Genomic DNA, 18,653 nt, shown 5'->3' with positions numbered 1-18,653 from the left:
GTAGCCCCAGAGAGATGCTTAAATATGAACGCCAAGGCTTGGATATTATATATGGTGGAGAAGGAAGCTGTATATGGGTTAGAGTTAATTCCCCGCTGTATATGGGTCCTCCCAGCCCCATGTCAGAACGGGTCCATATATCCCTCCAGCCGATCCAGAGGCTGCTCTGTCTTTAGGAACTGCCCAGTGCCAAACGCCACTTCCTTGCCGCGCTCATTGTAAAGCGTGGATTCTGCTACAAACAGCTGCCTGCTTCTGGAGCGGAGGGTGCCTACCGCTTTCAGGGTGCCACCGGTTATGGGTCTGAGCAGGTTCAGCTGAAATGAGGAGGTGACGATAAAAACGTCCCGTACGACCGACGCCACCGCGAGATAAGCCGCATCGTCGAGCAGCTTAAAGTAGACCGCGCCGTGTACGGCACCAGCCCCATGGAAAAATGCCGGGTCCACGGGCAAGGAGATCTCCGCCCCGGACTGGGTTACGCGGATGCTGCTGCCATGAAACAGCTGCTGTACGTTGGCCTGGTGGTAGAGCCGCTCCAGCCGGCGGTAATGGTTGGTATCGTTCATTCTTCGGGTTTAGAGATGGTTGGGTTTGTTGGCGTTTACGGTAAAATAATGTTCAGAACAGCGCTATGGGTTGTACCGTGCGCCTTCTGTTTTTCTATTTTTATATATCCCGGCGCTTTTATAGCTTCGATCATAATTCGAAACGGTCTACGATATGAGTTACCAATACGGCGTGGGCATCAGCCACCTCGAGTTCTGGGTGAAGGACCTGGAGGAATCCCTTGCGTTTTACAGCCGGCTTTTCCCCCTGATCGGGTGGCACGAGCTCACACGCACCTCTTTTAGCTGCGGTGTGCATGAGATCTACTTCAAAGAGGTGCCGGTGCCGCTGCAAGACAGCCTGGGCGTGCGCCATATCTGTTTCCATGCCGCCAGCCGCGACGTGGTGGACAGGGTGGGGGCGTGGCTCCGAAGCACGGGCGGCACTGTTATCCGCGGTCCACAGCCGATGCCGCAGTACAACGCATCATACTATACCGTCGATTTCCGGGACCCGAACGGGTTTGTGCTGGAGGTGGCGCATACGCCGGACATCCGGCTCTGACAGCGGTACGCTACCAGTCGGGCTTAGACGGATCCGGTGCCTTGCTCGATTTTTTGGGGAGCTGCTGCAGATACTGAAGTTCCGCATTGCGCATGGCATCGAGGAGCAGGCGCGCCTTCTCGGGACTCATGTTCATTTGCTGCAAACGCGTCCGCCGCATCTGCGCCCGCGCATCTCCCTCCGATACGCCCTCTGCGCTGCTGCCCCGCTGCTGTTGCCCGCTATCGGGCTGCCCCTCCGGGTTGATGCCTTCCGTTTCACCGGCTTCCCTGCCGCTTTCCTGGGCCCGTTCCTGTTCCCCGCCAGGGGTGCTTCTGCCATTGTCCTGCCTGTCCGCACCCGCGCTCTGCTGCTGCCGGCCGTTCGCTGCCGGTGCAGGCTGCTCTATCTCCTCCTCTGTGGTGCCGTTTGCATCCGGCTTCTTTTTGGGCTGTGGCTCCAGCTCCCCGGCCGGTGGAGGCGAGGCGAGGCTGTCGGCTCCCTGCCCTTCCTCGGGGGCGTGCTGTTCCTTTTCAGGGGTGTCTTCGGGGGTTTCAGGGTGCAGGGCGATGTACTTCCGCAGCAGTTCGTAATTATAACGTGCTGCGTCGTTTTCGGGCGCTGCCACGAGCGCCGCCTTGAACAGCGCGAGCGCCTGCCGGTATTTTCTCTGTTTCGTGGCGATGTTGCCGAGCTGCAGGCTTGCAACGGCCCGCAAGCGGCGGTTGTCGTAATTGGCCAGGAGACCGTACTCCTCCTGTGCCTCGGCCCACAGCCCAGCCCGGTAACTGGCATGCGCCAGGTTCAGCTGCAATTGTTCGTCGTGTACCTGCAGGTCGTGCACCAGGTATCTGTAGGCAGTGACGGCCTCCAGGTACGCGCCCTGTGCGTAGGCGGCGGCGGCGCGCCGGGAGTACTCATTGATTCGTGAAATCACGTTCAGGCCGCCGTTGAAGATGCTGGCCACAAAAAGAAGGAGGAGCAGGGGCTTCATATGCGGATCAGCTTCACGGTGATCAGCACATCCAGTACAATCAGGAACAGCGCCACCGCCAGCGGGTAAATATATTTGTTCGCGGTCACATCTATCGTTTTGCTTTCGCGCAGCTCGCCCTCTATGTTGTTGATGGCGGTGATGAGCCTGCTTACTTCGCTCACGCGGTCGCTTACCTCAAAATACTGCCCGCCGGTCAGGTCGGCCAGTTGCATCAGGGGCGTTGGGTTGAGGCTTGTCGTCACAAACTGGCCTTCACGGTCCTTCTTGTAGCCATTGCCTACCGGTATGCGGCCGCCCTCCACCGTACCGATCCCCAGCGTGTATACCCGGATATTCTGCGCTTGTAGCTGCGCGGCCAGCGCCTCCACCTCTCCGCCGAAGTCCTCGCCGTCGCTGATGAGCACCAGCACCCGGGCCTTTTGCTCGGCCGCCCCGGGTTGGTCTACCTGTTTTAGCTTATCAAGTGTGAGCTGCAGCACGGGTTGATAGTCGGTGCCGGAGTGGGGCACCAGGCTGGTGGTGAGGGTGTGCGTGTACAGCTGCAGGGCATTCTGGTCGTAGGTGAGGGGGCTCTGGATATAGGCCTCATCTGAGAAGATCATCAGGCCGATCCGGTCGGAGTTGAAGCGTGCGATCAGGCGTTGGATCTCGTGCTTCGCCTTTTCCAGCCGTGATGGCTGCACGTCCGTCGCGTTCATCGACTGCGAAAGGTCCACGGCGATGTACAGGTCTTTGCCGATGGTCCTGATCTCTTTTTTCATCGCCCCGAAAGAAGGGCCCAGCAGGGCAACAAGGAGGAGGAGCACGTAGAGGTGGCGTAGCACAAACTTAAACCAGACAACATACGGCCGCTGCCTGAAAAAGAGCGCCACCCGGCGCACGCGGAGCAGGTAGCCCACGTACAGCCCGAAGAACAGGCCGCCGAACAGGAGTTCGAGCAGGGTCAGGGTCTGGTACCAGGTCATGTTTACAGGCAGCGGAAGATGAACGGACAGCTTTGTATATATAACTTGCGGGCGCTGCCACTTACAAATATACGAAAGCGCGCCATATTTATTATTCTGCCGGCACCGGGTGGGAGCCTGTTTCTTGCATGCCCCGTGCAGGGCAGGCAAAGGGCCCCAGCCAGCCGCCGCCGTGCACCGGGCCCTTCGGAATATTTTTTAAGAATAATGGGCAGAGCAAGCAGAAAGGAATCAAACAGTTACCCTGCGGCGGATTGACAAATTGCTGTGCGGCGGCTTAAATTTTGAAAGGGGCTATTGCAGGGTTAAACCGAATGTAGTATGTTTGCATTCTCATTAGCAGAATGAGCCCGGAGAGGTGGGTGAGTGGCTGAAACCAGCAGTTTGCTAAACTGCCGTACTCGTAAGGGTACCGGGGGTTCGAATCCCCCCCTCTCCGCAAGTGAATGATTTTAATTCTGTGAAAAGTGTTTGCCACTTTCAAATCTTCACTTATCTTTGCACCGCAATTAGTTGTAACGGCCGCTCAGAAAGCTGTTGTGATTAAGAGCAAAATAGTTCGGGGTGTAGCGTAGCCCGGTATCGCGCCACATTTGGGATGTGGAGGTCGTAGGTTCGAATCCTGCCACCCCGACTAAAAAATTTCGGAAGCGATTCCGAAATTTTTTGTTTAAAGGAAGTTCATCGCTTCCCCGCAAACAATGGTCTCGTAGCTCAGCTGGATAGAGCAACTGCCTTCTAAGCAGTAGGTCTTTGGTTCGAATCCAAACGGGATCACTTCATTATAAAGCACTTATAAGGTATAACTTGTAAGTGCTTTTTTTATTCGCACACAACGTTTCTCCTTTATTTTTCCTTAAACTTTACTGATTCGCATTCTTGTACAAGGATGTATTATCATGGCTCTTCAAGAGGTGTGCCCCTGATTTTTTTCATAATATTTTTGCTGATCTTATTTATATAGTACTTGAAAATGAGATTTTTTCGATAAAGCCAACCAATTTGTTTATGAGGAGGCCGCTATGCTTTCTAATGGTGGATTAGTCGCCTTGCTTAATCTTAAAAAAGCTACTATTTAGAAGGACCAAAAGGTGTTAATTTATGGAACTTCTGGTAGTGTTGGAACTTTTGCAATACAGCTTGCCGAGCACTTTTGGGCAGAAATCACAGGAGTATGAAGTACTATGAATTTAGAAGTGGTAAAATCTCTGGGATCCGATAAGCTTATTGATTACAGACTGGAAGATTTTACACATAGCAGTAATATTTATGACGTTATTTTTGATGCAGTTGGCAAGATTACATCCTCTAAACGTAAAAGATCTATGACGAAGTCAGGAATCTATCTAAACAGGCTTTCTTCATCAAGCAATTTTAAGCTAAAGGTTGAAGAACTGATCTTGCTTAAAAGAACTCTGCGAGGCAGGAAAGTTAAGATCATTAATAGACAAAGGTTATCCTTTGATTCAAAAGCAGGGGCTCATAGGTAGGTTAACAAAAGACACAAGAAAGGATAACGAACGCGCAACCATGAATTTACAAACCGTTGCTACGCAGAGGCCTTTGCATATAGAAAGAAACATCAAATCCAGGTTAATTGATCATTAACAGTCACTAAACCTGGGTTTCCATCAATCCTACATTTGTAAACACTAATGTTGAAACTAACCTGAAACAGGCAGCGCGCACCTATATAGCTGGTGAAAAAATGAAATCATTATTAATCAGGAGAATATATGACTAAAAAGCGAATATTTTTTACAGGGGGATCGGGAAAAGCAGGAAAGCATGTAATACCTTACCTTCTCGACCAAGGGCATAGAGTAATGAATGTAGATCTGGTGCCTTTAGATTACCAAGGGGTGGATAACCTGATAGCGGATATTACGGATTCCGGACAAATGTTCAATGCCATGAGTTCGTATGCCGGGTTAGATGAGTTGGAACCAGGTAATGGCGTACCGCAATTTGATGCTGTAGTACATTTTGCTGCTGTGCCCAGGATCTTGATCAAACCTGATAATGAAACTTTTCGAGTTAATACTATAGGCACATACAATGTGATAGAAGCAGCTGTTAAGCTTGGAATTAGAAAGATTATTATTGCTTCGTCAGAGACCACCTACGGTATTTGTTTTTCAGACGGCAAAACCAACCCTCATGCGCTGCCTTTGGAGGAGGACTATGATGTTGATCCCATGGATAGCTATGGATTATCGAAGGTTGTGAATGAGAAAACGGCACGCAGCTTCCAGCGACGGTCAGGCTTTGATATTTATGCGCTTCGTATCGGAAACGTGATTGAGCCGCACGAATACGCTGAACTGTTTCCCTATTATTTTAAAAACCCTGAAGTGCGTCGCAGGAATGCGTTCTGTTATATTGATGCGCGGGACCTGGGACAAATTGTGGATTTATGTTTGAAAAAAGATAATCTGGGCTATCAGATTTTCAATGCTGGAAATGATCATAACGGTGCAATTATCCCCAGCAAAGAATTGGCGGAACAGTTTTTCCCTGGTGTGCCCATTACCCGTGAATTGGAGGAGCATGAGGCATTGTTTTCCAACCGCAAAATCCGTGAAGTTTTGGGGTTCAGAGAACAACATAACTGGCAGAAATACTTGAAGGTGGACTAATTGCTAATTGGGTAAGCCAAAAAAAATTGACTTTATTTATCCCGATGAACTTGGCTTTAACGGTGTGACAAAAATAGTTCAGCAGGAAATCATATACAAAACATAGTCGATGAACTGAAGAGGGAACTTGAAATAGCATTAAAAGGAAAATTAGGAAGACAATAAATCTTAATCTGATATATAGTGGAAGGAAGCATTCTTGATTTATTTAAATTAAACGGGCAGACGGCATTAGTGGTGGGTGGTAACCGGGGACTTGGCTTAGCCATGGTGAAAGCGTTAGCCGAAGCCGGCGCTAATATCTCTATTGCAGCCCGCGATAAGAAACAAAATGGCTATGCCGAAGAGCTTATAAGATCTACTTATGGCGTCGAATGTATGAGTTCATGCTGCGATGTGACGGAGGAGTCAAGTGTAATAGAAACTGTAAAAAGAACTGTCGACAGATTTGGCAAAATAGACATCCTAATCAACTCTGCGGGTATCAATATCAGAGGAGCTATAGAAGATGTATCTTTGGATGACTTTAATAAAGTACAGCAAATTAATGTCACTGGTACCTGGCTTACTTGCCGGGAAGTAGTTCCTATCATGAAAAGGAATGGATACGGCCGGATTATAAACATGGGTTCGATGCTCTCTTTAACGGCCCTACCAGAACGCACACCCTATGCTACAAGTAAGGGCGCTATACTACAACTGACCCGAGCCTTGGCGATGGAGTTAGCTAAGCAGCAGATTACGGTCAACGCTATTTTACCGGGGCCATTTGCTACTGATTTGAACCTACCACTTACGAACGACCCCGAAAAATATCAGGCTTTTATTGCTAAGATTCCGATGGGGCGCTGGGGTGAGTTATATGAGATTGCGGGCATGGCCCTTTACCTCGCCAGTCCTGCCTCCAGTTATGTGACAGGCGCAGGTTTCTCAGTAGATGGTGGTTGGGTAACAGTATAAATCCTATTAGCTAATTCAAGTTGGGAATTAGTTGCGATTAATAAATGATGAAGCCATTCCGGTTTGAAAAATAGCAGGCCGGGACATTTCGGAGGCAATGCAAAGGAGTTGGTGGAGATGGTAAAGGAGACAAAGCCGCACCCGGACGTAGTACCAGGGTTTAACAGGCTGCGGGGAGTTGGCTTTCGAATGGCTACGCTTTCAAACTCTCCTGCTAAGTCAAGTGTGCCGCACCTTGAGGCGGTAGGCCTGATGGGCTTTTTCGAGGAAACCCTGAGCGTGGGCAGCGTGGAGAGGTTTAAGCCGGAGGGAAGCCCTTACCGTTTCGCTGCAAAGCAGCTGGGCGACCTGATGATAACTGCCCACGGTTGGGATGTGGCTGGTGCTCTGCGTGCCGGCGCGCGCTGCCTTTATCTCCCGCCCGGGGCAGGCGCTGTATCCTCTGTCCCCTGCACCGGAATTGGCGGCCCCCACTTTGCTGGAGCTCACAGAGAAGCTGGTAAAGATGAACTAACTGCTTACTGCAGGAGCCGCGCCCGGCGCAGCCACCCCTTACCCGTCACCACCACCTCGTTCAGGCAAATTTACTGTCCGTCAGTTTCAACACTCCTCACGGAGTTGTTCAGTTAACTTTGTTACTTGTGTTGTAGTGTGTAAAAGACTATATTCATTTTCCAGTATTTGCTCACATAGAGCGGCACCTGATCAAGTGAAATTGCTTGGCTGGGGAAGGGGGAATGTGAATTAAGTATATATAGGATGGTTTGTTTTAAGAACAACCTGAAATAAATGACCAAGCCTAACTTGAAAACAACAGCGACAAACAAAGGAGTGTTTATTTTTGGCAGTCTCTGTCAGAAAATACCCAGCTTCAGGAGAGGCATCCAGCGCGCTTCCAGTAGGCAGTTACGGATTGAGAGAAGTATAGCAAACCGTTTTAGCAACTGACACCCAAAGTCAGGAGATAGAAAGATGATATTTCAAGTTCCTTCTCGTTTCAGCTAATTTTCTCTGATATATATAGTTATAGCCACCTACAAACACGATCATGAGGTTCAGTTGCCTGCTATTGTTATTAATTCTCGGTTTTTCCGCCTGTACCTCCACCTCGCGACGCCCGGCAACCACGGTTCTGCTTTATACTGGCAGCACTGACTCAACCCTGGAAGAACTGCTGACCGGCACAGCGGAGAACAACGGATGGCGCTTTAATAGGGCAGCTGCCCAACATTATTTCCGGGAGGATTCGCTGGAGCGATATAGCAGCATTCTTGTCACCTTTTCAGCCCTGAACACAACAGACCATAGGGCCATAACCGCCCTGAAGCGCTATTTGGAGGCGGGCGGAGGGGGCGTGGTGGCCATAAAAGACACTGTGCTTACCCAAAAGGGGTGGCCCTGGCTCATGGCCTGGAATGATTTGCAGGCTGGACAAGACCTGAAACAGGATGCCAGCAATCTGATAATTCTCAAACGGGGATTTTCGGCCGAAGACCTGCAAAGCGCCCTAACCTATGCCATCGGAGGCAACACCTTGCCTGATTACAGCAAAGCCCCGACACTTGCGGTGCCGGATGAGAGCCGCTATACCTATCAAACCCTGGCACAGGGGCTGGACGAGCCCATGCAGCTGGCAATACTTCCTGACAAGGATATTTTATTCGTGGAGCGGAAAGGCGCCGTCAAGCTTTATGACGCCAGCACCAACCAGACCAGCACCATCGCTAATTTCGAGGTTTTCAGCGGCATCGAGGACGGCTTGCTGGGGGTGGCGCTTGACCCGGGCTTTGCCCGGAACAACTGGGTGTACTTCTACTATGCTGTGGCCGGAGATAAAGCGGTAAACCGGTTGTCCCGCTTAGAACTGAAGGAGGGCAACCTTATCAGGGCATCGGAGAAAGTGCTGCTGGAGATACCCACCCAGCGGCAATACTGCTGCCACTCGGCCGGTTATATACAGTTTGGGCCTGATGGGCTGCTTTATCTTTCCACCGGGGATAATACAAACGCAGAGGAAACGGAAGGCTATATACCAATTGACGAGCGGCCGGGGAGGGCACTTGCCGATGACCAGGCCACCGCTGCCAGCAGCAACGACCTGAGAGGCAAAATCCTCCGGATTAAGCCTGAGCCGGATGGCACCTACTCTATCCCGGAGGGCAACCTGTTCCCCAAAGGCACGCCCAACACCCGCCCTGAAATCTATACCATGGGGCATCGTAACCCATACCGGTTCAGCGTGGACATGAAAAACGGCTTCCTGTACTGGGGGGATATAGGGCCGGATACCAAAGTGCCGGCCTCTGGCGGAACCTTAAGCTATGATGAGATAAACCAGGCGAGGAAGCCGGGCTTTTTTGGCTGGCCTTATTTTTTAGGTCAGAATGAAGCTTTCCCTTACTACGATTTCGCCACAAAGCAGGAAGGACCGAAGTTTAACCCGCTACAGCCCCTCAACAACTCCCCCAACAACACTGGCATACGCGAGTTGCCGCCCGCCCAGCCCGCCATGATCTGGTATGGCGACGGCGTCTCGGAAGAATTTCCCCTGGTAGGCAAAGGCGGAGAGAGCGCCATGGCCGGGCCGGTTTATTATGCCGATCTGTATCCGGATGCCCCGTACAAGCTGCCGGAGTACTACGATGGGAAGCTGTTTATATATGACTGGGTCCGGCGCTGGTTTATGGCCGTGACCTTTGATGCCGAAATGAATTACCTGCGGATGGAGCCCTTCCTGGACCATATAGCGTTTGCCGCCCCCACTGACATGAAATTTGCCTCCGATGGCGCCATCTATATCCTGGAATACGGAACAAATTGGTTTGCCAAGAACTCGGACGCCAGGTTGATACGCGTAGAATATGCGGAAGGTAACCGGAAACCGGTGGCAACCATCAAAACCAGTAGCTTCCAGGGGGCTGCCCCTTTCACCGCCAGCTTTTCGGCCGCCGGTTCGAAGGACTTTGACAAGCAGGACAAGCTGCGCTACCAATGGCGGATAGAAGGCAAAGAGACAAATGCTGAAACCGTCTCGCACACCTTCGCCAAGCCGGGGATATATACAGTCGCCCTAACAGTAGCTGACAACCATGGGGAGTCAAGCACCTCCACCGTGGAAGTGAAGGTCGGGAATGCGCCTCCTGAGATGGCGATAGCAACAACTGCCAACCAGTCTTTCTATTGGGACAATACCGAGCTGGACTACAGCGTGAAAGTAAGCGACCTGGAAGATGGGGCGATTGATACCCATCAGGTCGCTGTGAATTTAACCTTCCTTCCACGCGGGAAAGATGTGGCGGTTGCTTTAGCCAACCCGCAGGCCCCTGACAACCTGCAGCACGTGAAAGGCCAGTACCTGCTCAGCAACCTGGATTGCAAAGCCTGTCATTCGTTTGAGGAGGCATCTGTAGGGCCCAGCTACACGGCCATCGCCGCCAGGTATGCAGGAAAGGCAGGCGTGGCGGATATTCTGGCTCAGAAAGTGATTGAAGGGGGGAGCGGCAACTGGGGGCAGCGGATGATGTCCTCCCACCCGGACTTGTCGGTTGACGATGCCAGGGAAGTTGTGCGCTATATCCTTTCCTTGAGCGATACCAAGAAATCGCTTCCCTTGCAGGGCGCCCTGTCCCTGCGCGACCATATAGGCAAGGGCAGCGAGGGGTCGTATTTATTGCTGGCGAGTTATACCGATAAAGGTGCAAACGGGATCGGGCCGTTGTCGGCGCGCAGCTATATAGCCTTGCGAAACCCCCTGGTGCAGATCGAGGATTACGATAGCGGCGACATCACACTGCAGACTGTTACAACAGAGGCACTCACATACGCCAGCGCGAGGCACGGAAACTTCGTGCAATTTAATCAAATCGACCTGACCCATCTGAAGCGTATCCGGTATCGCCTGCGACCCGGAGGGGAAGGCGGCCATATAGCAGTCAGGTTAGATCGGGTGGATGGGCCGCTGGTTAGTACTGTCGCTGTGCCCGGAGGCAAAGCAGCTGATGCAAAAAAAGACTGGATAGAGCTGGATGCACCGCTGAAAGAAAGCAAAGGGAAACACGATGTGTTTCTGGTGTTCTCGAATGAGCAGGCCCCGCAAAAGAACCTGTTCCATCTGGACTGGCTGTACTTCTCGAATAAATAACAATCCGGACGAGATTTCCATATAAGAGATAGGGCGATAACTTCGATAACTGTCATGACTGATGGTTTACCCTGAGAAGAGACCATATATAAACTTCAGCGATGCGCGATAAAACAGAACCTTTACGAATCCTGGTGGTGGGCTGCGGAAACATGGGCGCTGCTCATGCCTGGGCCTACCACACGCTGGGCGGCTTCGAGATATGCGGACTCGTCTCCACCGGCAGCAGCAAAGAAGCATTAAATGAAAAGCTGGGCGGCGGCTATCCTTTGTTCCAGGATTTCGAAGCGGCGCTGAATGCCACGCAACCGGCGGCCGTCTGCATCTCCACATACCCTGATACCCACGAGCAATTTGCAGTCAGGGCGCTGGAGCAGGGGTGCCATGTGTTCATCGAAAAACCGCTGGCCGATACCGTCTCTGGTGCCGAGCGGGTGGCGGAGGCCGCCCGTAAAGCCGGCAAAAAGCTGGTGGTGGGGTACATCCTGCGCCATCACCCGTCTTGGGAGCGCTTCATCCAGCTAAGCCAGGAACTGGGCAAACCGCTGGTGATGCGCATGAACCTCAACCAGCAAAGCCACGGGTATATGTGGACAGTCCACCGCAACCTGATGAAGAGCCTGAGCCCCATTGTGGATTGCGGGGTACACTACATCGATGTGATGTGCCAGATGACGCGCTCCAAGCCGGTGCAGGTGAGCGCCATCGGCGCCAGGCTCACCGAGGAAATACCGGAAGGCAATTATAACTATGGTCAGCTGCAGATCAGGTTTGAGGATGGATCCGTAGGGTGGTATGAGGCCGGTTGGGGGCCGATGATGAGCGAGACCGCTTTTTTTATGAAGGACGTGATCGGACCCAAAGGGTCGGTGTCGATTGTAGCCAGGGAAGCAGGCGGGGCCGGAAAATCGGATTCGGTGGCAGACCACACCAAAACGGAATCGCTGCGCTTTCATCATGCCGCGCTGGACAAAGCGGATCAGTTCCTGCAGGAAGATACCTGGATCAGCCTGGAAGACGAGCCCGACCACCAGGAACTTTGCAACCGGGAGCAACGCTTTTTCCTTAAGGCCATACAGGAGGATGTGGACCTGACAGACCATATACAGGATGCAATCAACAGCCTGCGGATCGCCTTCGCCTGTGATGAGTCTGTGAGAACAGGGCAGGTTGTGTCGCTTCTGTAAGTTACCCGACGGGTATCCCCTTGATTGCATATAATGGCAAAAGCGACCTGACCCGCTTCTTTTAAAATCACGCAGTTATATATAGGCCCGTCTCCTCCTCCTTCATGGCAATTCTTGGGGGATTGCACGCGTTAATGGCTTGACATATATACTATTCGGTATGTGGGTTTGAGGAAGAAACCCGGTTGATGCTATCCGAAACTTACAAAATGGCACAACTACGCATTTTTAACTAAGGTATACACAGCTGTGGAAGAAATAGAAAGGCTGATCGAACTATATCGGTACGATATCCGGGTATGGATAGGATTAGGGTTGCTAATCATCCTTTCCATTGTTTTCATCGCTTACAGGGTAGTGGATGAGCGGGAGAATATCATATATGAGTTTCACCATGGGGACCACCACGGGTCATACGACGGGCTATTGATGACAAAGAAAGGACTAGGTAAGGTTGTATCAAAAAAGCATGTGGAAGGCACCTTGTACCGGTATAAAGTAAGGTTGTTAAAATAACCGACCCACGCTGTACCTATAGGAGAGGCAGCTAATAAGATCATATTGGGCACGATCACAAATAGATATATAACACCGGGTACCCGCGCCCTGGTGTGTGGCTTTTCTGATTTTTGCCCACAGCTTTTTCGCGACCTCACAAGTTGAAATCTAAAGCCCTATACCGCCGCCACACCAACAGAAAGACATTAAATTTGCTTACAGTGTTTGTCGTTGCAGACCCCGCTGTTGCAATAAAGTCAAAGTCTCGGTGTCCGTTTGTTTATCAGGAAAATTGCAAATAAAACCGGCATTAAAAGCAGTTTTTAAGGTAAACAATACAAATAATTCAGCATTCTCATCTTTCTATCCTCATCCTTGCACCGGCTTTTTGAAAAGCAATTCTTGCCGCGGGTTGCGCATATTTTTTCAGTCTATAAATCACCTTTACGTCTAAATAAACGTAGAAAAAATTACAAAGCCTTTTTCTATTCACTTTGTACTCACCCTAAACTCGTCCAGAAATGGTCATCAACAACTACATTCCCACCTACGAGGACAGGAAGGAGAAGAAACGTGGATTTTGGTTGAAGTGGATATTGTTGGGAGTGCTGCTGCTGGGAGTTGGTGCCGTTATCGCCGCTCTGCTGTATGAGGCGCATACCTCGAAGTTTCAGGCCCGAGAGATTTCCAGCTATGCAGCTTCCCTAACCTATCGACTGGCGCCCGGACCAAGTGACACGATCATGTTTGCGGGAAGCGGCCCCTTCGACAAACGCCTCGGCTACGCCCAGCTGCCGCAGCTGCTGGACCGGGCTCGCCAGCGTGGCATGGAGATCGCGTCTCAGACTCGTTTCTCCTCCGCCCTGATGGATTACACGTCCCGCGGTTATTTTACGCCTTATCCGGAGAAGGCCCAGGCCGGGTTGAAAATTGCCGACTGCCGCGACGAAATTGTTTACCAGTCGCTGTACCCCAGACAGGTTTTTGCCAGTTTTGAGTCCCTTCCGCCTCTGATGGTGCAGACGCTGCTCTTCATCGAAAACCGGGAGCTGCTGGACACGGCCAGGATCTATATGAACCCGGCCGTTGACTGGGTGCGCTTCTCGCGGGCGATCCTGCTCGAGGCGGGCAGATCCATCGGCCTTGATTACAAGACGATTGGTGGAAGCACCCTGTCCACCCAGATGGAGAAGTACCGCCACTCCCCGTCAGGCATCACGACCGATCCCCGCGAGAAACTGCGGCAGATGGTTTCCGCCAGCGTGCGTGCTTACCAGGGCGGGCCGGAGACTTTCCCTGCGCGGAAGGCACTGGTGCTTTCGTACATTAACTCCGTGCCGCTCTCTGCAGCACCCGGATACGGCGAGGTGCATGGCCTGGCAGATGGGTTGCACGTTTGGTTTGGCGGTGATTTCGGGGAAGTGAGCCAGCTCTTGCGCATCCCGGAGGCAAAGGGGGACAGCCTGCTGGCGCAGGGTCTGGCGCTGCGCCAGGTGATATCCCTGATGATCGCACAACGCCGGCCCACGTTCTACCTGAGCCCCGCCGGCCGCGCTAGTCTGAGCGCACTGACAGCAAGCTACCTGCGCCTGATGGCCGCCAACGGCTACATCAGCCCTGCCTTGCGGGACGCCGGCCTCAACAGCGAAGTGGCTTTCCGTGACTTCAGCGTGGCTGCCCCCGTTACGCCGAAGGAGACGGATAAGGGAGCGCTTATGGTGCGCAGCCATCTTTCCGGGCTGCTCGGCGCGCCTCTCTACGACCTCGACCGACTGGATTTGTCCGCGACCACCACCATGCAGTACGACCTTCAGGAACAGGTCACGGCCTATCTCGACCGCCTGAGCGACCCTGACTTTGTTAAGGCCACCGGCCTTGTTGGGGAGCGCCTGCTGTCAGCCGGCGGCACGGGGCAGGTGCGCTACAGCTTTAACCTGTTCGAAAGCACCCCGCAGGGGAACGTGGTCCGGGTTCAGACAGACAACACGGATCAGCCGTTTGACATCAATGAAGGCAGCAAGCTGGAGTTGGGTTCCACCGCCAAGTTGCGGGTGTTCATCACCTACCTGGAAGTGATCGCTGAAATACACAAGCGCTATGAAGGTGCGTCGCAACTGGCGCTACGCAAAGCCTTGAAAAAACCGCAGGATAACCTGACGCTTTGGGTGCTGAGGTACCTGGACAGTGCGAAAGACAAGAGCCTGCCGGCCACGCTGCATGCGGCCATGGAGCGCCGCTATTCCGCAAACCCGAACGAAGTGTTCTTTACCGGCGGCGGGCAGCATACCTTTCACAACTTCAGCAGCGCAGACAACGGGCGCAAGCCTACGGTGCGCGAGGCGCTCCTGGAGTCTATCAACCTGCCTTTTGTGCGGCTGATGCGGGACCTGGTGCGCTACAGTACCTACCAGACCGCGGGCAACCCCGCGCAATTGCTCGCCAACGACCGCGACCCGCGCCGCCGGGAGTACCTGACCCGATTCGCCGACCGCGAAGGGAGCACCTACCTGCTGCGCTTCTGGCGCAAGTACGAAGGCAGGAAGCCGGAGGAGCGCCTGGAGCTTTTGTTAAGCGGTTTGCGGCAGAACCCGGTCCGTATAGCCGCTTCGTACCGGTACCTGTACCCGGAAACGGATTCTGTCACCTTCGGGGAGTTGCTGCGCAAGCGCTTACCCGGCCAGAAACTCACCCACAAAAGAGTGATGGAACTTTACCATATGTACGGTCCGGACGCTTTCAACCTTCCCGACCAGGGCTATGTGGCCCGCGTCCACCCCTTGGAACTGTGGCTGCTGAGCTACCTGCGGCAGCACCCGGACGCACGATGGGACGACGTGGTGGAAGCCAGCAAGGACGAACGGCAGGTGGTGTATGCCTGGCTTTTCCGCACGCGTTTTAAGCATGCACGCGATTCGCGCATCCGGACGATGCTGGAACTGGACGCTTTCCCGGACATACAGAAGCGGTGGGAAAAGCTCGGTTATCCGTTCGGCAAACTGGTGCCGTCCTACGCGACCGCACTCGGATCGTCCGGCGACCGGCCCTCCGCACTCGCGGAACTGATGGGAATTATCCTAAATAACGGGGTGCGCAGGCAGACAGTGCGGGTCGAGAAGCTGCACTTTGCTGCCAACACGCCCTATGAAACCATTTTGCAAGTACCGGAGACAACAGGAAAGCAGGTGTTAGCTCCAGAAGTAGCCGCCGCTGTGCGCGAGGCGCTGGCGGATGTTGTGGGCTCAGGAACGGGACGCCGGTTGCGGGGGGGCTTCACCACGGCTGCCGGGCAACCGCTGCCGGTAGGCGGCAAAACCGGAACGGGTGACAACCGCCTAGTGACGGTGAGCAGGGGAGGGCACCGGCTGACTTCCCGCGCCATGAACCGAACAGCCACGTTCGTCTTTTTTCTGGGTGATCGTCATTTTGGCACCCTGACCGCCTTTGTGCCAGGCCGCCAGGCAGACGATTTTCACTTCACCTCGTCATTGCCGATCCAGGTGCTGCGCGGCATGGCCCCCCTGCTGCAACCCTACCTGGAGCCGGGAGCCAACACTTTATGCCGGGATATACCGGAGGCTGCTGCAATGGAAGGCCAGCTGCTTACCGTACAGGAAGGGGAGCAGAATGCCGGAATGCCTGGCTCAACAAACGCTCAGCAAGCGAATTCCAACTGATGTTGTACACACCAGTGATATTGATTCCAAAGGATCAAAAAAAGTGCTAGCAGAAAGGCACCAACCGCTGATGACGATTGCTGCCTTTCTGTTTGCGTCTAAAAGTTCTTGGTATATATGCTGGCAGTGGAACTGCCGTCGATAGATCAGTAATCGAGTTTGTAGGCCACCACCCTGTTCTTCAGGAAGGTTGGCACCAGTACCAGTTTCTCTTCTTCTATGTAATCGATATCCGCCGTGTTGGATTCTTCTCCTTTGGTGTCGAGCAGCAAGTGCTCTTTGCCGTTGCGGATGAGGTAAATCTCTCCCTGCCAGCGGCTGGCAATGTATGTGCTGTCGTCGATGATCACCAGGCCATCACCTCCGGTTACCGTTTCGTTTACTGGCGTAGCAGTTTTGTCCTGCATGTTGTACTTGCGCAGCCCTTTGCCGTCCAGCACAAACATCTCGCCTGCCTCGTTAAAGGCAAGGCCATTGATTCCTTCCATGCCTTCTGCAACGGTGGTCACTTTTCCGTTATCCAGCACATGCACGGTGCCTTTGCTGGAGTCCGTGAAGTAGATTTTCTCACCATCCGTCGCTGCATCGTTCAGGAAAGTTGCCCCTTGCACCGGGTAGCGCTTGGCAATGGTGCTGTCGGCTATGTTGATCTCAACCAGTTCGTCGATGTCCGTCACATAGAGTTTGTCATTCAGCATGGCCATCCCTTTCGGCGCATTCAACCCCGACACCCATCTGAGCTGGGCAACAGACCCATCCGGCCTCATCCGGGAGATAAATCCTTTTCCGTCCTTTGTGGAATGGTCGCCCTCTATGTTGCTGACATATATGATGTCGGCGTCTTCGTCATATAAGGTTGATTCGGCAGTGGTCATGACCGTGTCCGTTTCCCAGGCCTTGGTAAGCGTGGGGGCAGTTGTGGTTTCGGTTACGTCCGCTTCAGTTTCCAAAGCTTCCTGGTTTTCGGTTTCGCCGGAGCAGGAAAACAGGGCAGTCGCCAGGAATAAGAGGGGGAAGGTATTCTTCATAGTCAGTTAGTTAAGGTGTAAGACAAAATTTCAATAGCCATATTACAAATTAATTTCGTCATACGAAATTGAAACATTGCCAGCCATAACTAGAATTTATTTCTAAAAACACATCTGTTATTCTGGGCAAACCAACTTCGGGGCTTAGGACTCTGCTGCCAGCCAGGCCAACGCCTGGTCGTGACTGGGAAAAGTTCTGAGGGTATAGGTCGGGGACATTTGCAGGTTTATGGCCTGCACCAGGTCTTCTCTGCTGGAGATGCCGGTATATATGCGGGCTAGCTTCTGCAGGCGGGTGGTTTGCAGCGCCCGCGTAAACTCCGACATGAGGGAGACATATTCTAACGGGTCTATCACCAATACCCTTTTCCGTGAATCCATCAGGAGACGCCGCACATCGTAATGCCGCACGTGCTCTACAATGGTTTTCAGGGTTTCGCGCACCTCCAGGGCATAAAACTCATGTTTGTTCGACAGGTCAGCAACCAGGATATCAGTTGCCGGGGTGTAGTTGAGCCGGATGATGGGACTGTCAAATAAAACCATGCGTGTAAAGCGTCAGCAGGAAGTAATCAGTCCAAAGATATATATAAATCCTTTGTTAAATCAACAAGTAGGCGGTAGATTAATGTCAGACCGTTTTAGATACCAGCAGGAACCTCTGGCGGTGCAGTCGGTTGTAAGGGCATAACTCAATGTCGGTAGGTTCTACGCCCGCCTATATGGTACCATCTATCTGAAAAAGAAAATCCCCGTACAGGGCTTTCGCCACGATACGGGGATTTCAGTTATTTATCTAGGTTTATAACGAGTCGATCCACTTCTTCAGATCGCCTTTCGCCTTGCCCGTTTTTTGCTGCAGCTTGCCAAGCCACTCGTCCTGCTTACCTTCTTCATAGGTCAGGTCATCATCGGTCAGGTCACCGTACGACTGCTTCAATTTACCTTTAAGCTCGTTCCAGTTTCCTCTGGTTCTATATTCTGCTTCGTTCATGGTGCTATTTTTTAGTTGATTTATATATATGCATTTACGTACGGGGCGGCGCAGCGTTCTATATATATCAGATGCAGCATACGCTCCGTAATGGAGAAGCTTTTAACAAAACCCTTGTTTTGGCAGGAGCAACTGCGCGCGCATCAGCAAAGCCGGTTCAGAAATGAGGTGTCCTGGATAGATAAGCGAGGGGAGACAGGCCTGTCGATCTACGGAAAACCGCGTTATGGTGGCGTTCCCGAGGCTTGTCCTGCCTGCATTTAGGTTACTTTGCGTATTATATATAAATGATATAAGTTATTGAAATACAAGTATTTAAACTTATGTGTGAGTAGTTACTTTTTACCTTTCGCCTCAATAAATTGACCTTGCAGTCGGGTTACGATTACTTTGTATCAGGAGCATGTATTCTCCATGTATTCTCTTTGAGTCCGCCCGTTTCAGGAAGTACAGGCCAAGTGAAGAGCCTTTCCAGGAG

General features: G+C 52.4%; 14 protein-coding genes and 3 tRNA genes. 11 read left to right on the top strand and 6 right to left on the bottom strand.

Annotation, left to right across the window (positions count from 1 at the left end; genetic code table 11):
* Nucleotides 1-122: 122 nt before the first annotated feature.
* Complete coding sequence (locus ABD920_RS03305) at nucleotides 123-569, bottom strand: PaaI family thioesterase (RefSeq protein WP_345156751.1); 447 nt, start codon at nucleotides 567-569, stop codon at nucleotides 123-125.
* A 154-nt stretch (nucleotides 570-723) separates the two neighbouring features.
* Between ABD920_RS03305 and ABD920_RS03300 the strand changes: the two genes are divergently transcribed.
* The gene (locus tag ABD920_RS03300) at nucleotides 724-1,113 is read left to right on the top strand and encodes a VOC family protein (RefSeq protein WP_345156750.1); all 390 of its coding nucleotides are present in this window, start codon (nucleotides 724-726) and stop codon (nucleotides 1,111-1,113) included.
* Nucleotides 1,114-1,123: 10 nt separating this feature from the next.
* Here ABD920_RS03300 and ABD920_RS03295 read toward each other — a convergent pair whose 3' ends face one another.
* Nucleotides 1,124-2,086 (bottom strand): aerotolerance protein, encoded by a 963-nt coding sequence (locus tag ABD920_RS03295; protein ID WP_345156748.1) that lies wholly within the window; start codon nucleotides 2,084-2,086, stop codon nucleotides 1,124-1,126.
* The gene (locus ABD920_RS03290; RefSeq protein ID WP_345156747.1) at nucleotides 2,083-3,054 is read right to left on the bottom strand and encodes a VWA domain-containing protein; all 972 of its coding nucleotides are present in this window, start codon (nucleotides 3,052-3,054) and stop codon (nucleotides 2,083-2,085) included. Before ABD920_RS03290 ends, ABD920_RS03295 begins: the two co-directional genes overlap by 4 nt.
* 352 nt (nucleotides 3,055-3,406) lie before the next feature.
* On the opposite strand from ABD920_RS03290, the gene ABD920_RS03285 reads away from it, so the two are divergent.
* From ABD920_RS03285 to ABD920_RS03240, 10 genes are all read left to right on the top strand, one after another.
* Nucleotides 3,407-3,493, top strand: a tRNA-Ser gene (locus tag ABD920_RS03285).
* Between the two features lie 121 nt (nucleotides 3,494-3,614).
* Nucleotides 3,615-3,688, top strand: a tRNA-Pro gene (locus ABD920_RS03280).
* A gap of 69 nt (nucleotides 3,689-3,757) precedes the next feature.
* Nucleotides 3,758-3,831, top strand: a tRNA-Arg gene (locus ABD920_RS03275).
* Between the two features lie 959 nt (nucleotides 3,832-4,790).
* Nucleotides 4,791-5,693 carry an NAD-dependent epimerase/dehydratase family protein gene (locus ABD920_RS03270; protein WP_345156745.1) on the top strand — a complete coding sequence of 301 codons (903 nt, stop codon included), beginning with the start codon at nucleotides 4,791-4,793 and terminating at the stop codon, nucleotides 5,691-5,693.
* A gap of 183 nt (nucleotides 5,694-5,876) precedes the next feature.
* On the top strand, nucleotides 5,877-6,653 hold the full coding sequence (locus ABD920_RS03265; RefSeq protein ID WP_345156744.1) for an SDR family NAD(P)-dependent oxidoreductase: 777 nt from the start codon (nucleotides 5,877-5,879) through the stop codon (nucleotides 6,651-6,653).
* Between the two features lie 63 nt (nucleotides 6,654-6,716).
* Nucleotides 6,717-7,283, top strand: coding sequence for an HAD family hydrolase (locus ABD920_RS03260; protein WP_345156743.1), 567 nt, complete (start codon nucleotides 6,717-6,719; stop codon nucleotides 7,281-7,283).
* 439 nt (nucleotides 7,284-7,722) lie between these two features.
* The gene (locus ABD920_RS03255) at nucleotides 7,723-10,794 is read left to right on the top strand and encodes a PQQ-dependent sugar dehydrogenase (RefSeq protein WP_345156742.1); all 3,072 of its coding nucleotides are present in this window, start codon (nucleotides 7,723-7,725) and stop codon (nucleotides 10,792-10,794) included.
* Nucleotides 10,795-10,895: 101 nt separating this feature from the next.
* On the top strand, nucleotides 10,896-11,981 hold the full coding sequence (locus ABD920_RS03250; RefSeq protein WP_345156741.1) for a Gfo/Idh/MocA family protein: 1,086 nt from the start codon (nucleotides 10,896-10,898) through the stop codon (nucleotides 11,979-11,981).
* A 249-nt stretch (nucleotides 11,982-12,230) separates the two neighbouring features.
* Entirely contained in the window at nucleotides 12,231-12,497 is a 267-nt protein-coding gene (locus ABD920_RS03245; RefSeq protein WP_345156739.1) for a hypothetical protein, read from the top strand.
* Nucleotides 12,498-13,000: 503 nt separating this feature from the next.
* Nucleotides 13,001-16,153 carry a transglycosylase domain-containing protein gene (locus tag ABD920_RS03240; protein WP_345156738.1) on the top strand — a complete coding sequence of 1,051 codons (3,153 nt, stop codon included), beginning with the start codon at nucleotides 13,001-13,003 and terminating at the stop codon, nucleotides 16,151-16,153.
* 146 nt (nucleotides 16,154-16,299) lie between these two features.
* Here ABD920_RS03240 and ABD920_RS03235 read toward each other — a convergent pair whose 3' ends face one another.
* From ABD920_RS03235 to ABD920_RS03225, 3 genes are all read right to left on the bottom strand, one after another.
* Entirely contained in the window at nucleotides 16,300-17,181 is an 882-nt protein-coding gene (locus ABD920_RS03235) for an SMP-30/gluconolactonase/LRE family protein (RefSeq protein WP_345156736.1), read from the bottom strand.
* A 144-nt stretch (nucleotides 17,182-17,325) separates the two neighbouring features.
* Entirely contained in the window at nucleotides 17,326-17,727 is a 402-nt protein-coding gene (locus ABD920_RS03230) for a hypothetical protein (RefSeq protein WP_345156734.1), read from the bottom strand.
* Between the two features lie 256 nt (nucleotides 17,728-17,983).
* Nucleotides 17,984-18,175: a CsbD family protein gene (locus ABD920_RS03225; RefSeq protein ID WP_345156732.1), complete on the bottom strand. Its 192-nt coding sequence runs from the start codon at nucleotides 18,173-18,175 to the stop codon at nucleotides 17,984-17,986.
* Between the last annotated feature and the right edge of the window lie 478 nt (nucleotides 18,176-18,653).

The organism is Pontibacter saemangeumensis (assembly GCF_039541895.1).
GTDB classification, from domain to species: Bacteria; Bacteroidota; Bacteroidia; order Cytophagales; family Hymenobacteraceae; genus Pontibacter; species Pontibacter saemangeumensis.
Note: the sequence above shows the minus strand (reverse complement) of the source record. Positions and strands in the feature narration are given on the sequence as shown.

Coding starts and splice junctions, on each gene's coding strand:
- ABD920_RS03230 (WP_345156734.1), bottom strand. CDS start 17,727: ATGGTTTTATTTGACAGTCCCATCATCCGGCTCAACTACACCCCGGCA.
- ABD920_RS03235 (WP_345156736.1), bottom strand. CDS start 17,181: ATGAAGAATACCTTCCCCCTCTTATTCCTGGCGACTGCCCTGTTTTCC.
- ABD920_RS03240 (WP_345156738.1), top strand. CDS start 13,001: ATGGTCATCAACAACTACATTCCCACCTACGAGGACAGGAAGGAGAAG.
- ABD920_RS03295 (WP_345156748.1), bottom strand. CDS start 2,086: ATGAAGCCCCTGCTCCTCCTTCTTTTTGTGGCCAGCATCTTCAACGGC.
- ABD920_RS03300 (WP_345156750.1), top strand. CDS start 724: ATGAGTTACCAATACGGCGTGGGCATCAGCCACCTCGAGTTCTGGGTG.
- ABD920_RS03305 (WP_345156751.1), bottom strand. CDS start 569: ATGAACGATACCAACCATTACCGCCGGCTGGAGCGGCTCTACCACCAG.
- ABD920_RS03270 (WP_345156745.1), top strand. CDS start 4,791: ATGACTAAAAAGCGAATATTTTTTACAGGGGGATCGGGAAAAGCAGGA.
- ABD920_RS03290 (WP_345156747.1), bottom strand. CDS start 3,054: ATGACCTGGTACCAGACCCTGACCCTGCTCGAACTCCTGTTCGGCGGC.
- ABD920_RS03225 (WP_345156732.1), bottom strand. CDS start 18,175: ATGAACGAAGCAGAATATAGAACCAGAGGAAACTGGAACGAGCTTAAA.
- ABD920_RS03250 (WP_345156741.1), top strand. CDS start 10,896: ATGCGCGATAAAACAGAACCTTTACGAATCCTGGTGGTGGGCTGCGGA.